Raw genomic sequence first — 13,889 nt, 5'->3', positions numbered from 1 at the left:
CGCCGTCGCCGCTCTCTCCGTCGCCGCCTGCGGCCAGCCCGCTGAAACCGCCGACGAAGCCGCCGCGGAAGCCACCACCGAAGCCGCGACCGCCGAAGCCGCCGCCGACACGGCCGTTGACGCCGCCGCGACCGCCGACGCTGCTGCTGACGCCGCTGCTGACGCCGCGACCGACGCCATGGCCGCTGAGCCCGCCCCGGCTGCTGACGCCGCCGTGGAAGCTCCGGCTCACTAAGCCATTCGCAAACGCCTCGGCGTTTTCGATGAAGGGCCGCCCTCCGGGGCGGCCCTTTTGCTATGCGGGGGCCAATAGAGCTTGATGCGGCCGATCCATCGCCGCCAATGGGGCCATGTCGCCCACCGATCCATCCCCCTCGGACAAGACCGAATCTCCCCTGGTCCTCGACAGCCACGGACAGCCCCGCTCGCGTCTGTATGGCGACATCTATTTCTCCACCGAGGACGGCCTGGCCGAATCGCAGGCGGTATTCCTGCAGGGGTGCGGCCTGCCCGAGCAATGGGGCGGCCGGCGGCGGTTCACCGTCGCTGAACTGGGCTTTGGCACGGGTCTGAACATCCTGGCCCTGCTCGACCTCTGGCGAGCCGCCCGCCCGCCCGGCGCGCGCCTTCACATCTTCACCGTCGAGGCCCACCCCTTGAGCGCTGAAGCGGCCTCAGAGGTGCTGGCCGCTTGGCCTGAACTCGCCGATCTCGCGCGCCGGCTGACCGACCGCTGGCCAGGGCAGGCGCGGGGCTTTCACCGGGTGGATTTTCCCGAGCTCGACGCCACCCTGGACGTGGCGGTGATGGAGGTCGAAGCGGCCCTCAGATCCTGGTCGGGCATGGCGGACGCCTGGTTCCTGGACGGCTTCTCACCGGCGCTCAATCCGCAGATGTGGCGGGACGAGGTGTTGGAACTGGTGGCGGCGCGCACCGCGCCGGGTGGCCGCCTGGCCACCTTCACCGTGGCCGGCGCCGTCCGACGGGGGCTTCAGGCCCAGGGGTTCGAGGTGGCCAAGCGACCGGGCCACGGGCGCAAGCGCGAACGCCTGGAGGCCTGGACGACCAATGCCCCTGCCCCCCAGGATGCGCGGACGCGGGTGGCGGTGATTGGCGCAGGCGTGGCCGGCGCGGCGTTGGCGCGCGCCCTGCGGCAGGGCGGCGCCGAGGTTCAGGTGTTTGACGCCGGCGGTCCAGGGCGCGGGGCGTCCGGCAATCCTGCGGCCCTGGTCACCCCGCGCCTCGACGCCGGGCTTGGCCCGCTCGCCGGCCTGTTCGCCCAGGCTCTGGCCCGCGCCGGGCGGCTTTATGGGGCGATCCCCGGCGCCGTGCTCGACCACGGCGTGCTCCAGCTGGCCCGCCAGCCGAAGGACGAGGATCGCTTCAAGACGATCGCGGCGTCGGACCTGTTCGAACCAGGCGCCTTGGAGGTGATGGACGATGCAGCTGCGGGGCGATGGACAGGCGAAGCGGTCGAAGGCGCAGGTCTCGCCCAGCGCGCCGCCCTGGTGGTCAGGCCCGCCGCCATCCTGTCGGCCTGGCTGGGCGACGTGAACCTGAACGCCATCTCGGCCCTCGCCCCCCTGGACAGGGGCTGGGCCTTGCTGGGGCCGGAGGGTCACGAGGTCTGGCGGGGCGACGCCGTCGCCGTCTGCGCCGGGGCGGGCGGGGCCGGCCTTCTGGCCGAGGCGCCGCTACAGGCGGTTCGGGGCCAGATCTCTATCGCGCCCGGCCTGAGCGGGCGGGCGACGGCCTGGGGCGGCTATGTCGCGCCGTCTCCTGAGGGCCTGGTGTTCGGCGCCACCCACGACCGCGATGACGACGGCGCCGAGGTTCGCCCGACCGACCATGAGCGAAACCTGGAGACCCTGGCCCAGGCTCTTCCTCACCTCGCCGCCGAGGCTCGCACCACCGTGCTTGCTGGCCGCGCCTCGGTCCGGGCGGTAACGCCCGATCGCCTGCCGCTGGCCGGACCCGCGCCCGGCGGCGCCCAGGGTCTGTTCGTGTTGGGGGGGCTGGGATCCCGGGGCTTTTGCCTGGCGCCCCTGCTGGCCGAGCATCTCGCCGCCCAGATGCTGGGCGCGCCCTCGCCCCTGCCCCGCGAGATGGCCGAACTGGTCGACCCCGACCGCTTTCGCCGCCGGGCGATGCGGCGCGCCGGGCGGACGCCCGATTGAAACCACGATTAGGCCCTAGCCTCATGAACGGACATCGGCCGCCAGCCGCGGTCATCGGAGACTTCGCGATGCGCCAGCCCGTTTTCGCCTTCATCCTCTCCACCCTGGCCCTGACCGCCTGCGCGCCGACTACAGGTTCGGGCGCGGGCGCGGGCGACATGCAGGCGGCCGCAGCCGCGCCTGAGGGCCGGGAGTGTTTCTTCACCCGCAACGTCAATGGGTTCAGCGCGCCCGACGACGAGACCCTGTATCTTCGCGTCGGGGTCAAGGACGTCTATCAGATGCAGATGTTCGCCCCCTGCCCCGACATGGACTGGGCTCAAGGGCTGGCCGTCGTGTCGCGCAACGGTTCCAGCGTCTGCCGGGGGACGGACGCCACCATCGTCGCTCCAGGCCCCTTCGGACAGCAGCGCTGCCTGGTGCGGAGCGTGAAAAAGCTCACCGAGGCCGAGGCCGCCGCGCTCCCGTCGGGCCATCGTCCATAGACCTGGAACGCGTCCAACAAGTGGGACCCTGCAGGGACGAAGCGCGCGCCAGACTTGCAGCTTAGAAAAGAAAATCGGCGCCGCCCGCAAAGGCGACGCCGAGGAGGTGCGAACCGGGCGGCGCGCCGCCCGGCTGCGTTCAAAGCGCTTTAGAAGCGCTTCTTGGCGCTGACCGCGATCACCCGACCGAGGGGGTTACCGCTGCCGAAGTCATAGTTGTACTGGGTGCCGATGGCGAAGGGCGGCTCCTCGTCGAAGAGGTTCTGCACGGTCACCGACATCGAGGTCTCCCAGGGCAGTTCGACGCGATAGGTGATGTCGTGCTGCCAGTATTCCGGGATCTTCGAAGCTTCCGGCTTGCCGACATTGCGGGCGATCGCGTTCGGCGTCGCTTCGCTATGGGTCGTCGAAGACACATGGCGGAGCTGCCAGCGGAAGTTGTGGATGCCCAGGTTGTAGTTGACGAAGGCGTTGGCCCGCAGCTTGTTGTAGCCCGTGAAGATCGAGGCGCGGTAGGTGCCGGCCCGGTCCACGGTGCCCGTCGAAGTTGCGAAGCCTTCGATATCGTAGGGGTCTTCTTCGTACTTCAACAGGTAGGTGCCGTCGAAGCCGACCGTCAGCTGACCGTCATAGATTTCAGCAACTTCGATATTCGCGTTGAAGTCGATGCCGCTGGTCTTGATAGCGCCGCCGTTGATGTACTGGGTGCGGTAGCCGAGGATATCGGTCCGCGCACAGCTACCGGGCACGAAGGTGAACCGGGCTTCTAGAGCGTCATACGCCGGATTGGCGCAGAGGCCGGTGGCGGCCCCACCCGGGAAGAACAGGTTCAGCAGGTCGGCCGTGGCTTCCGACGTCATCGGGTTGTCGAAGTCGAAGTTCCAGTAGTCGATCGTGGCGTTGAACCGGTCGAAATCGAAGATCGCGCCGACCGAATAGGTCACCGCCTCTTCGGGTTCGATGTTCGGATTACCGAACAGGTCGTTGGCCCGATAGGTGCCCGAGGCGTTGGTCAGCCCGCGCGCGAAGGTGTCGGTGACGATGGTCGCCTGCGGGGCACGATAGGTGGTCCCGATGGCGCCGCGCAGGGCGAACCATTCCATGGCCTGCCAGCGGAAGTTGGCCTTCGGATTGAAGGTCTCGCCAACGCCCTCGTACTTTTCGTAGCGCGCCGCAAGGGTCACTTCGAGCGTGTCGAGTATGGGGAGGCGGACCTCGCCGAAGGCTGACGTGATCTTCCGATTCACGTCGTAGGGCCGGATATTGGCGTTGAACAGGAACGGGCCGTTGGCGGTGGTGGGGCAGGCGGGCTGCCCGTCGCCGAAGGGCGGTGAGTCCACGCAGGGGGTCGCATTGGCGTCGTAGAAGGCGTCGGGATCGCGAATATCCCGGTCGTAGCGATACTGCGCACCAGCGGCCCAGGCGATGTTGTCGTCGGCCCACAGGGTCCAGGGGGTTTCCCCGCTGAGGATCAGGTCCGCGACGAACAGACGGCTCTGATCGTGGTTGTACTGCTCTTCCTCCATCCAGTTGACCACGTCGGCCCGGGCTTCTGCGGCCTGGTTGAAGCCGGGGATGGCGCTGGAGGCGATGTAGTAGGGGTTCGCGCCCGTGCCGGCCGTGCTCTCGGAGATGGCGTTGGCGAAGGGGTTGAAGAAGTAGCAGCCCAGGGCCGCATTGCCGGCGTTGGTGGTGAAGTTGTTGGTCTCCGCCGCCGTGCACTCGTCGCCGCCGGCCCGGCTGCCGAAGCCCCGCAGACCCAGCTGCAGGCGGTTCACCGAGATGTCCTGCAGATTATACTCGTAGTCGATCTGCTGATAGGTCAGCGAGGAGTCGAACCGCAGCCAGTCGTTGATGCGGCCATTGAAGCCCCCGACGATGCGGAAGGTCTGGGTCTCGTAGGTGTAGTGGCTGTGCCGGTCATCCGTATAGGGATTGCCGGCGAAGCCGATCGGACGCCAGCTGGTGGCGCTGGTGACGACGCCGTTCTGGGCGGCGCTGATGATGCCAGCCTGGGCGACGGCCAGGCCGGTGGCGCAGCTGGCGGGATCGATGCCGTAGGGCAGGACTGCGCCCGAGCAGTTGGCCGCCTGGACCTGGCTGATCAGGGCCTGCAGGCCGGGGTTGGAGGTCGGAATATAGAAGCGCGACTGCTCCGAGGTGCCCGTCGCCGGGATGGGCGAGGTGCCGCCGCCGGCCGAGCCGCCGGACGGGAGGATCGGCGAGGGCGACTGGTTCGGGCCCGTCATCGCCCAGCTCTGCAGCGGGGTCGAGTTGTTGGCGTAGAGGGCTTCGGCGCGGAACTGGATGTCGTCCGTGACGTCGAAGTCGAACTGGCCGTAGATCTTATACTGCTTTTCGTTTTCGACGAGATTGTCGAAGCTCGAATACTGGAAGTTACAGGCCGTCGGGCTGACAATCGCCGAGCCGATCACATAGGGCGCGCCGCCATTGGCCGCGCAGCCGATGTCCGGCAGGGCCCCGGTGAAGGAGGCCGAGGTGAAGCCCGCCGTGGGCGAGCCCACCGGGGTCGTGGTGGCGACATTGTACTGGCCCGGATTGCCCGTGCCGGCCCAGCCGCCGAGGGGGTTTTCAAGATAGCCTTCGGGGCCGGTCAGGATCGCCCAGTCCCGCTCGAAGATGCTGAGCTCGGAACGTTCGCGATAATCGCCGGTGAGCAGCAGATTGGCCCGATCGCCTTGCCAACCCCAGGCCGCGCCCAGCTCGAAGTCGCCGTCAGACCCGTCGATGAACTGGTATTGGCCCGTCAGCTCCAGACCGTCCAGATTCGTGCGGGTGATGAAGTTGACCACGCCGGCGATGGCGTCGGAGCCGTAGGTGGCGGCCGCGCCGTCCTTCAGAACTTCAACCCGGGCGATGGCCGAGCTCGGCAGCATGTTCACATCGACGCTGCCCAGGGCGCGCGTCGTCGACCCGACCCGGCGCCCGTTGAACAGCACCAGGGTGCGAGGCCCTGTCACCGTCGAGTTCAGGTTGCGCAGGTTGATGGTCGCCGCGCCGTTGCCGGCGCCGAAGCGGTTGTTTTCGCCGATCACCGCGCCCGATGACGGGATGGTCTTGATCAGCTGAACCATCGAGGGCGTGCCCCGACGTTCCAGTTCCTGGGTGCCGATCACATCGACCGGCAGAGCGGCGTTCTCGGGTGTGCCGGCGATGAATGAGCCGGTCACCACGATTTCCTCAACCACGGTGGGTTGGGATTGCGCGGCGGCTGTGCCGGCCGCGCCCATGGCCAGGGCGACGGCCATGACCGATCCGCCACGGAAATAGGTACGTTTCAACATTGGTTTCCTTCCCCCTCTTGGCGTCGATCCCCTTCTGACGTGGGGATTTTGACCCTTGAGCAAAAATGATCATCTGACGGCTTTGGCGAAAGCGCCAGAATTTTTTCAACACCGAGACATATCCCGACTATTTGACCAATGCGCAAGTTTTGATCCTCAACCCCTTGCCCACAAAGGGTTGAGGGGCATACTTGACCTTCGAGAATGGCATTTCGGCAACAGGGGACCCCGCCGCACCGGGGGCTGGTCGCCGCAATTTCCCCTAAGTCATCGCGGGCGGCCCGCCATAGACCGGCCGCGAAACCGCCGTTTTTGACAGTACCGTACGTTCTATTGCGCCATCCGCCCCGTGGTCCGCCCACAGGCTCTCGCCGGCCCGGGCACATCGCCCGAACGGGCAGACCCGCTCCTGCAACTCGAATCAATCGCGTTTCGCCGCAGGGACGGGCGCCTGATCAGGCCGGATTTTCGGCCCAGGCCTCGGCGAGGATGGCGTAGAGATAGGTGTCGCGCCACGCGCCCCGGACCTGTCGGTCCCTGATCATATGCCCCTCGCGCCGCAGGCCGAGCTTCTCCATCACCCGATAGGAGCCGACGTTGCGCACATCGCAGGTGGCGGTGATGCGGTGCAGGCCCAGGTCTTCGAAGCCGACGCGCAGCAGCGCTCGCCCCGCCTCGGTGACCACGCCCTGGCCCCACAGGTCGCGCCGCAGGCAGTAACCCATCTCCAGGGTCCGGTTCGGGATGTCGCGCAGATGCAGGGCGATGGAGCCGACCACCACCCCCAGAGCCTTGTGCTCGATGGCCAGGCCCAGATCGAGCCGCGGCCAGGTCGCCTGCTGCTCAAGAACCCGCGCGATGAAGGCCGCGGTCTCCTCCGGCGTGTTCGGGCCCCAGGGCATGTAGCGGGTGACCTCAGGGTCGGAGCCATAGATGTGGACCGCCGCAGCGTCCTCCAGGCGGAAGTCGCGCAGGCGCAGGCGCTCGGTTTCGATGGGTAGCCGAAGTTCGGCGGTCGGCATGGTCAGGGCTCCAGGATATGCCCCTGGCGGAGACCTCTCGACCCCGGCCAGGCGGCGGGGTCTTTAAGGAAGATGCGCTCTTGAGCTCTAGGCGCGCGCCATTCCTCGACCCCGGATGGGACCGTAGGAATTGCAGGCGAGGGCGGCCAGGGCGAACATCTCGAGCGTCTTAAGCGCGGGACGGCGGCCTCGCAAACCTTTGTTCGGCCCTGGCCCTCACATCCAGGCCTTGAGCCCGATCACCAGACGGACATCATCGGCCTCGCCGCCGGCGGCTTCGACGATGTCGGCGCTGCCGCCCAGGGCGCCACGCCACTCGACGCCGGCATAGGGGGCGAACTCCGGCGCGATCTCATAGCGCAGGCGCAGGCCGACCGCCGCGCTGGTGAACCCAGCCGCAAGCTCGCGGGCCGGGACATCACTGGCCGAGGCCTCCAGTTCCAGGCGCGGCTGAAGAATCAGGCGCTGGGTGATCCGCTGATCGTACTCGGCCTCCAGCCGGGCGGTCAGGTCGCCGTCCTGCGAGAGAAAGGCGGCGGCGTCGATCTCCCACCAGTGCGGCGCCAGGCCCTGGACGCCGAAGGCCAGGTGGCTCAGGTCCTCGCCCCCGCGCACAATGTCGTGGCGCACGCCAAGCTGAATGTCCCAGAAGGGCGTGACGGCCCGGCCATAGAGCAACTGGACCTCCGCCTCGTGCAGTCCGCCGTCAAAATCGCCCTCGCCTTCGGTCTTGAGCCAGGCGCGGTTGATATCGCCGCCGGTCCAGCCCTGAACGTCCCAGAGCCAGGTCGCATCGCCATCGCCGAAGCCGGCCTCCAGGCGATCAAGGATCAAGGCCGTGGTGCGGACATCGCCATTCTCCGCCCGAAGCCGATCCCGCGCCCGGGCCATCTCGGCCGGGTCGAAGTGGAGGTCAGCGGCGTGCGCCGGTCCCGACCCCGCCGCAGCTTGCCCGGGCCCGGGCGCGGGCGTGGGGCTGGAAGCATGCGGAACGCCATGCCCTGCGTGGGGATCGGGCTCAGGCAAGGGGCCAGCGCCCATGTCGTGGCCGGCATGGGGATCGGCGTCCACGGCCGGCGCAGCGCGATGATGAGCGTGGGAGTCGTGGGCCTCCTGCGACCAGGCGGGGCCGGCCGCCAGCAGGGCGGCGGCAGGCAGGACGAGGGCGAGCCTCATGCGGCGCCTCCGTCCAGGGGCCGCACGGTGACCACATTGAACATGCCGGCATGCATGTGCATCAGCATGTGGCAGTGGAAGGCCCAGTCGCCCGGCGCGTCCGCCGTCAGGTCGAAGGTCACCTTCGCGCCCGGCGCCACATTGACCGTGTGCTTCAAGGGCTGATGGCCGTCAGGCGCGCCGTTCACCAGCTCGAAGAAGTGGCCGTGCAGGTGGATCGGGTGGGCCATCATGGTGTCGTTCACCAGGGTCACCCGCACCCGCTCGTCCCGGGAAAACGCGATGGGCTCGACGATCTCGCTGAACTTGCGCCCGTCGAAGCCCCACATGAACCGCTCCATGTTGCCGGTCAGGTGGATCTCCAGGCTGCGCGACGGCGCCCGGCGGTCCTTGCCCGGCGATAGCGCGACCAGGTCGGCATAGGTCAGCACCCGGTGGGGAACATCCTCCAGGCCCATGGGCCGCTCGGCCAGACGGCTGACCGGGGCCGGCGCGATCATGTCCACCCCGACGCCCACGGCCATGCCCGGCGGGGCCAGGGCCTTGTCGCGCATCTGATGAGCCCCGTGATCCATGGCGGCGGGCGCCCCAGGCGCATGCCCCATGGCCGCGTGGTCCATGGCGCCATGGTCCATCGCCCCGTGATCCATGGCCTCCATCGCCTCCATGCCGCCCATACCCATGTCGCGCATGGTCAGGGTGGGGACCTTCCGGAGCGGCGGAATCTCCGCCGTCATCGCCGCCCGGGGCGCCAGCATGGCCACGGCCATGCCGGAGCGATCCACCGATTCCGCCACCAGGGCGTAGGCCTGCTCCGCCTTCGGCTCGACGATTACGTCATAGGTCTCGGCCACCGAGATCTGGAGCTCGTCGGTCTCCACCGGCCGCACATCGGCGCCGTCGGCCTGCACCACCTGCATGGGCAGGCCGGGAATCCGCACATTGAAGATCGACATGGCCGAGGCGTTGATGATGCGCAGCCTCACCCGCTCGCCTGGCGCAAACAGGCCGCTCCAGGGTGCCTGAGGTCCCTGCCCATTGACCAGATAGGTGTAGGTGGTCCCGTTCACATCGGCGATGTCGCGGGGGTCCATCCGCATGGCGCCCCACATGCGCCGCTCGGCCAGGCTCATGCCGTCCTCGCCCGACATCAGGCCCGACAGCGTGGTCCGCGACCGGTTGAAATAGCCGGGGCTCTTCTTCAGCCTGGCCAGGATCTCGTGCGGATGAATGAAGCTCCAGTCCGACAGCACGATCACATGCTCGCGGTCATAGGCCACAGGATCGGCGCCGGCCGGATCGACCACCAGCGGGCCATAGCAGCCCATGGCCTCCTGCAGGTTGGAATGGCTGTGGTACCAGTAGGTCCCCGCCTGCATCACCGGGAACGCGTAGTGGAAGGTCTCGCCGGCCCTGATCCCGGGGAAGCTGATCCCCGGCACCCCGTCCATGTGGAATGGCAGCAGCAGACCATGCCAGTGGATGGAGGTGTCCTCCGCCAGGTCATTGGTCACCGACAGATGCGCCCTCTGGCCCTCCCGCAGGCGGATCAAGGGCGCCGGCAGGGTCCCATTGACCGTCACCGCATGGCCGGTCCGGCCGCCGAGCGAAAACGGGGTGTGGCCGATCCGCAGGGCGATATGGTCGCCGGAGAGCGCGGCCGGCGCGCCAGACGAGACCCCGCCCTGCGCCCAGGCGGGCAGCAGGCCCTGGGTCGCAGCCGCCGCGCCCAAGGCCAGGGAGCCGGCCAGCAAACGACGTCGATCAGTCTGGATCATCCCGGCTCCGCACACCTCTAAATGCCCTATGGGGGTATATCGGCGCACCCTCCGCCGAGCAAGGCGGCGGCGCTCGCTGCAGGCCCCAGGGGAACAGCCAAGCCTGTTAGCGCATTGGAGGAGCGTGATCGCCCTCCTCCTCGACCTTTCGAACATTTTCGGCGGCTTCCTGCTGGCCATAGGCCTGCTGGCGCGCCTGCCCTCGATTGGCGACAATCTGGCCGCGGCCGCCCGCAAGCTAGGGCCGCTGGGCTGGATCGTCGGCGTCATCGCCCTGATCTGCGGCGGCTATTACCTGATCGTCCACCTGACCAGCGGACCGGGCGTCCTGCACTTCGAGATCGTCGGGATCATCACCGGCGTGCTGCTGCTGTGGGACCGCCTGGGCCTGGCGCGCAAGACCGGCCAGGACGTGCCCGACAGCCGCTCGACCGGCTCAGGCCTGATCGTCGCCATCTTCGGCGTCATCGCCATGATCGTCGGATTCCAGGGGCTATTCACCCCGAACTAGGAGGCTGATCACTTGTCGCCGTAGCGGCGCTCAAAAGCGCCTTGCTTCGAATTCGATCACGCCCGGCTCAAATGCACCCCGGGGAGTTCGCAGGTTGCGGCTTCTAGCGATGTCTTCGCGGACGAACAGGCCATTGCTGTTGACGATGAGGGGCCTCCCAATCACGTCAGGATCTGAGAAGTACTCGCGCCCATGAAGAACCGTGTAAGAATATCGGCAGATCGGACATGTTTTCACGCGTCCTTCAGTGGCAAGAAGAACGGGCGGCCGACGCTCGTGAATCGTCGACCACCCCGAGACGACTTCGCCCTTCTTGCGAAGAACGCCTAGCCCAATCCGTTCTTCGTCTATGAGATCGCGAATCTTGTCGAGCCAGCTATGCGCGACGAGCTTGACAACGTAGTCGCACGTCCAGCTGATTTCATCGCGGGCGGTTGGCGCTTCGGCGATATCAACATCCAGCGCGAGGAGGCCGGCGTTCTTGTGGAGGCCCCCATCGGGCGAGATGCAGATCCATTCCGGAAGCGGAACCGACCTGCCACCGAAGATGGTCTCAACATAGGATGATCGATCCAACGAGACACAATCAGCCGTCTCTGTATCGTACCATAGCCAGCGCTGGACGGGTGGATCTGGAGGGGGCAGGGACGAAGCTCGATTGTGGGGAAGGCGGGTACGCGGAAGCCTTACCCTTAGCCAGGGCTTCGTCCAGGTACTTCGACACCTTTGTCCCGTTCTTGCGATCGAACTCCCGGGTCACCCGCCGCAAGACCGCAATGGCCTCGTCCTGCTTTCCGGGGTTTTCTGCGAAGTACTCTGCCCAATTCGTTATGCTCCCTCCCCGCCCGCCGACGCGCGGAAATCCGGCCGCCTTGAGTTCGGCCGCCAGATCACGATGTAGAGGTGGATGGTGGACGCGACAGGGATTGAACCTGTGACCCCCTCGATGTCAACGAGGTGCTCTCCCGCTGAGCTACGCGTCCATAAGGGCGGCCCCCTTAGGGGACGGGAAGGGCGGCGGTATAACGGGCGGTCCTCGCCTGCGCAAGCTCAGAAAGCCCGGCGACCGCCGCGAGGTTCAGGCGGCCATCATCCGCTCCACCTCGGCGACGATCTCGCGCAGGTGGATGGGTTTGGACAGCACCTTGGCCCCGGCCGGGGCCTGATCGCCGGCGGCCAGCGCCACGGCGGCGAAGCCGGTGATGAACATGATGCGGAGCGACGGATTGCGGGCGGCGGCCAGGCGGGCCACCTCGATGCCGTCCATGCCGGGCATGACGATGTCGGTGAGCAGCAGGTCCCAGTCCTGGTCCAGGACCGAGGCCGCCTCCTCGCCGTCGGCGCAGGCGCGGACCTCATAGCCGGCGCGCTCCAGGGCGCGGGCCAGGAAGCCGCGCAGGGAGTCGTCGTCCTCGGCGAGAAGAATGCGGGGCATGGGCGCTTCCAGGGCGTCGTCTTTCATGGAGCGACCATAGAGGCCGCTTTGTAAATCCCCGATGAACCAACCGAGCGATCCGTTTGACCCCGCGTCCGGCGCATCGTCATATGGCCGCCATGTCCGCGGTCGAGCCCATTGATGTCGCAGAGCCAGCCCCGCCAAGGCCGGCCGGCTTCGAGGTGCGCCGCGCAGCCAACCCCGGCGCGCCGCCGCCGACCCCGGTGATCTTCGCCTCGCCCCATTCCGGGCGCCTCTATCCTGACGACATGATGTCGGCCGCCGCGCTGGACGCCCGCGCCATCCGCCGCTCGGAAGACGCCTTTGTCGACCAATTGGTCGAGGCGGCGCCGGCCGCCGGCGCGGCCCTGATCACGGCCAGCTATGCGCGGGCCTATATCGACGTGAACCGCGACGCCTTCGAACTCGACCCTGGCATGTTCGTCGATGAGCTGCCCGACTTCGCCCGCAGCCGCACCGCGCGGGTGGCCGCAGGCCTAGGCGCCATCGCCAAGGTGGTGTCCGAAGGCCAGGAGATCTACGCCCGCAAGCTGACCTTCGCCGAGGCGCAAGGCCGCATCGACGGGGCGCACCGGCCCTATCACGCGGCGCTGACCCAACTGATCGCCGAGGCCCAGGCCGCCCACGGGGTGGCCATTCTGGTGGACTGGCACTCCATGCCCTCGGTCGCCGCGCGCGCCGCAGGCGTCGGCGGCTGCGACATGGTGTTGGGGGATCGGTTCGGCGCGGCCTGTTCGGACGCGCTGACCCGGCTGGCCGAGCGCGGGCTGGAGGCCCGCGGCTATCGCGTGGTGCGCAACACCCCCTATGCCGGCGGCTACACCACCGAGCACTATGGCCGCCCGGCCCGCCGGGTCCACGCCCTGCAGATCGAGCTGAACCGGGCGCTTTATCTGGATGAAGAGGCCCTGGCCCCCACCGCCGCCTTCGCCCAGCTGAAATCCGACATCCAGGGCCTGACCGCGGCCCTGACGGCCGAGGACTGGTCGAAGCGTCTCTGAGCCCGAACACGCCAAGCAGGGAGTGGACCGTTGCAAAGAACAGCGACCTGCGCCTGCGGCCAACTTGCGGTCAGCTGCGCCACCGAGCCGATGAGAGTCGCCGTCTGCCATTGCCTGGCCTGCCAACGGCAGACTGGGAGCACGTACAATGTCGCCGGCTTCTTCTCGCAGGCTGACATGACGGCGTCGGGCGAGGCCACAATTTACACTCGGCGTTCCGACAGCGGCCACGATGTGACGCTTCGCTTTTGCCCCGACTGCGGCTCAACCTTGTGGTGGACCTCGAGTAGCGCGCCCGAATGGGTGGCCGTCGCCGTAGGCGCCTTTGCGGATCCACAATTTCCAGCGCCCACCTTAGAAGTCTGGGGGGAGCACCGACATCCCTGGGTCACGATCCCGAAGCCAGACTGATCTGCACAAGCGGTCGCGAAGAGGATCAACCACGAAGGACACAAAGAGCACGAAGGCGCCGCGCCCAACTTGGTGATCTTCGTGTTCTTTGTGGTTCTACTTCTAGGCGCCGACGGCGCGCGCGAGGGCCGTCCCGCAGCGCAAAAAAAAAGGCCGCGCTCGAAAGCGCGGCCAGTTCATTAGGGAGGAAACGCCCAGGAAGGGCAGAAGCGTCCGGAGACGCCTCACGTTTCAAATCTACGGTGCGACGCACAAAAGGACAAGCGCCAAAGTGTCGCAATTGCGCGTGCGAGCACAAAAAATCTGCTTTTCCCTACGTTTTCAAAGCGCTTAGGGGCTCGGATCACATCGTGTTTCGTGTTGCAACGCACAAGACGCCAGGGGTCGTCTGAAGCACTAACATGACTTCGCGCTAGCCGTGGGGCCTCTTGTCCCCTAAAAGCCGCCGCTTCCGGAAAAGGTTTCCCATGTCGCTGCGCAACATCGCCATCATCGCCCACGTTGACCACGGTAAGACGACCCTCGTCGACCAGCTTCTCGCCCAGTCGGGCGTGTTCCGAGCCAATG

General features: G+C 67.4%; 12 protein-coding genes, 1 tRNA gene and 1 pseudogene. 7 read left to right on the top strand and 7 right to left on the bottom strand.

The genetic code is table 11. The annotated features are described in order from the left end of the window. The 3 genes and pseudogenes from Q8L83_RS03610 to Q8L83_RS03600 all read left to right on the top strand — a co-directional run. Positions 1–235: pseudogene (locus Q8L83_RS03610) on the top strand (hypothetical protein); the annotation flags it as partial. 115 nt (positions 236–350) lie between these two features. Further along, positions 351–2,177 (top strand): FAD-dependent 5-carboxymethylaminomethyl-2-thiouridine(34) oxidoreductase MnmC, encoded by a 1,827-nt coding sequence (mnmC, locus tag Q8L83_RS03605; RefSeq protein ID WP_305284776.1) that lies wholly within the window; start codon positions 351–353, stop codon positions 2,175–2,177. A gap of 68 nt (positions 2,178–2,245) precedes the next feature. Then, a complete protein-coding gene (locus Q8L83_RS03600) occupies positions 2,246–2,662 on the top strand; it encodes a DUF6491 family protein (protein WP_305284775.1) in 417 nt (138 codons plus the stop codon). A 149-nt stretch (positions 2,663–2,811) separates the two neighbouring features. On the opposite strand, the gene Q8L83_RS03595 is transcribed toward Q8L83_RS03600, so the two are convergent. The 4 genes from Q8L83_RS03595 to Q8L83_RS03580 all read right to left on the bottom strand — a co-directional run bounded on the left by Q8L83_RS03595 (position 2,812) and on the right by Q8L83_RS03580 (position 9,943). Continuing rightward, positions 2,812–5,967 carry a TonB-dependent receptor domain-containing protein gene (locus tag Q8L83_RS03595; protein ID WP_305284774.1) on the bottom strand — a complete coding sequence of 1,052 codons (3,156 nt, stop codon included), beginning with the start codon at positions 5,965–5,967 and terminating at the stop codon, positions 2,812–2,814. 455 nt (positions 5,968–6,422) lie between these two features. Continuing rightward, positions 6,423–6,989, bottom strand: a complete 567-nt coding sequence (locus tag Q8L83_RS03590; protein WP_305284773.1) for a GNAT family N-acetyltransferase — start codon at positions 6,987–6,989, stop codon at positions 6,423–6,425. Positions 6,990–7,205: 216 nt separating this feature from the next. Next, positions 7,206–8,165 carry a copper resistance protein B gene (locus Q8L83_RS03585; RefSeq protein WP_305284772.1) on the bottom strand — a complete coding sequence of 320 codons (960 nt, stop codon included), beginning with the start codon at positions 8,163–8,165 and terminating at the stop codon, positions 7,206–7,208. After that, positions 8,162–9,943, bottom strand: a complete 1,782-nt coding sequence (locus tag Q8L83_RS03580; RefSeq protein WP_305284771.1) for a copper resistance system multicopper oxidase — start codon at positions 9,941–9,943, stop codon at positions 8,162–8,164. Before Q8L83_RS03580 ends, Q8L83_RS03585 begins: the two co-directional genes overlap by 4 nt. A 124-nt stretch (positions 9,944–10,067) precedes the next feature. Between Q8L83_RS03580 and Q8L83_RS03575 the strand changes: the two genes are divergently transcribed. Next, complete coding sequence (locus Q8L83_RS03575) at positions 10,068–10,454, top strand: hypothetical protein (RefSeq protein WP_305284770.1); 387 nt, start codon at positions 10,068–10,070, stop codon at positions 10,452–10,454. A 30-nt stretch (positions 10,455–10,484) separates the two neighbouring features. Here the strand turns inward: Q8L83_RS03575 and Q8L83_RS03570 are convergent, their stop codons facing one another. From Q8L83_RS03570 to cpdR, 3 genes are all read right to left on the bottom strand, one after another. Then, positions 10,485–11,030 carry a hypothetical protein gene (locus tag Q8L83_RS03570; RefSeq protein ID WP_305284769.1) on the bottom strand — a complete coding sequence of 182 codons (546 nt, stop codon included), beginning with the start codon at positions 11,028–11,030 and terminating at the stop codon, positions 10,485–10,487. Positions 11,031–11,362: 332 nt separating this feature from the next. Continuing rightward, positions 11,363–11,437 (bottom strand) — tRNA-Val (locus tag Q8L83_RS03565). A gap of 95 nt (positions 11,438–11,532) precedes the next feature. Further along, the gene (gene cpdR, locus Q8L83_RS03560) at positions 11,533–11,889 is read right to left on the bottom strand and encodes a cell cycle two-component system response regulator CpdR (RefSeq protein ID WP_300576359.1); all 357 of its coding nucleotides are present in this window, start codon (positions 11,887–11,889) and stop codon (positions 11,533–11,535) included. Between the two features lie 119 nt (positions 11,890–12,008). Here cpdR and Q8L83_RS03555 point away from each other — a divergent pair, with 119 nt between their 5' ends. The 3 genes from Q8L83_RS03555 to Q8L83_RS03545 all read left to right on the top strand — a co-directional run. Further along, positions 12,009–12,911, top strand: a complete 903-nt coding sequence (locus Q8L83_RS03555; RefSeq protein ID WP_305284778.1) for an N-formylglutamate amidohydrolase — start codon at positions 12,009–12,011, stop codon at positions 12,909–12,911. Positions 12,912–13,001: 90 nt separating this feature from the next. Then, a complete protein-coding gene (locus Q8L83_RS03550; protein ID WP_305284768.1) occupies positions 13,002–13,322 on the top strand; it encodes a GFA family protein in 321 nt (106 codons plus the stop codon). Positions 13,323–13,789: 467 nt separating this feature from the next. After that, positions 13,790–13,889 (top strand): GTP-binding protein (locus Q8L83_RS03545; protein ID WP_305284777.1); only part of this gene is annotated, 100 nt, incomplete at its 3' end.

It is taken from the genome of Phenylobacterium sp. (assembly GCF_030680185.1).
GTDB lineage: Bacteria > Pseudomonadota > Alphaproteobacteria > Caulobacterales > Caulobacteraceae > Phenylobacterium.
This window is presented reverse-complemented; position numbering and strand designations above follow the sequence as displayed.

Coding starts and splice junctions, on each gene's coding strand:
- mnmC (WP_305284776.1), top strand. CDS start 351: ATGTCGCCCACCGATCCATCCCCCTCGGACAAGACCGAATCTCCCCTG.
- Q8L83_RS03600 (WP_305284775.1), top strand. CDS start 2,246: ATGCGCCAGCCCGTTTTCGCCTTCATCCTCTCCACCCTGGCCCTGACC.
- Q8L83_RS03595 (WP_305284774.1), bottom strand. CDS start 5,967: ATGTTGAAACGTACCTATTTCCGTGGCGGATCGGTCATGGCCGTCGCC.
- Q8L83_RS03590 (WP_305284773.1), bottom strand. CDS start 6,989: ATGCCGACCGCCGAACTTCGGCTACCCATCGAAACCGAGCGCCTGCGC.
- Q8L83_RS03585 (WP_305284772.1), bottom strand. CDS start 8,165: ATGAGGCTCGCCCTCGTCCTGCCTGCCGCCGCCCTGCTGGCGGCCGGC.
- Q8L83_RS03580 (WP_305284771.1), bottom strand. CDS start 9,943: ATGATCCAGACTGATCGACGTCGTTTGCTGGCCGGCTCCCTGGCCTTG.
- cpdR (WP_300576359.1), bottom strand. CDS start 11,889: ATGCCCCGCATTCTTCTCGCCGAGGACGACGACTCCCTGCGCGGCTTC.
- Q8L83_RS03555 (WP_305284778.1), top strand. CDS start 12,009: ATGTCCGCGGTCGAGCCCATTGATGTCGCAGAGCCAGCCCCGCCAAGG.
- Q8L83_RS03550 (WP_305284768.1), top strand. CDS start 13,002: ATGAGAGTCGCCGTCTGCCATTGCCTGGCCTGCCAACGGCAGACTGGG.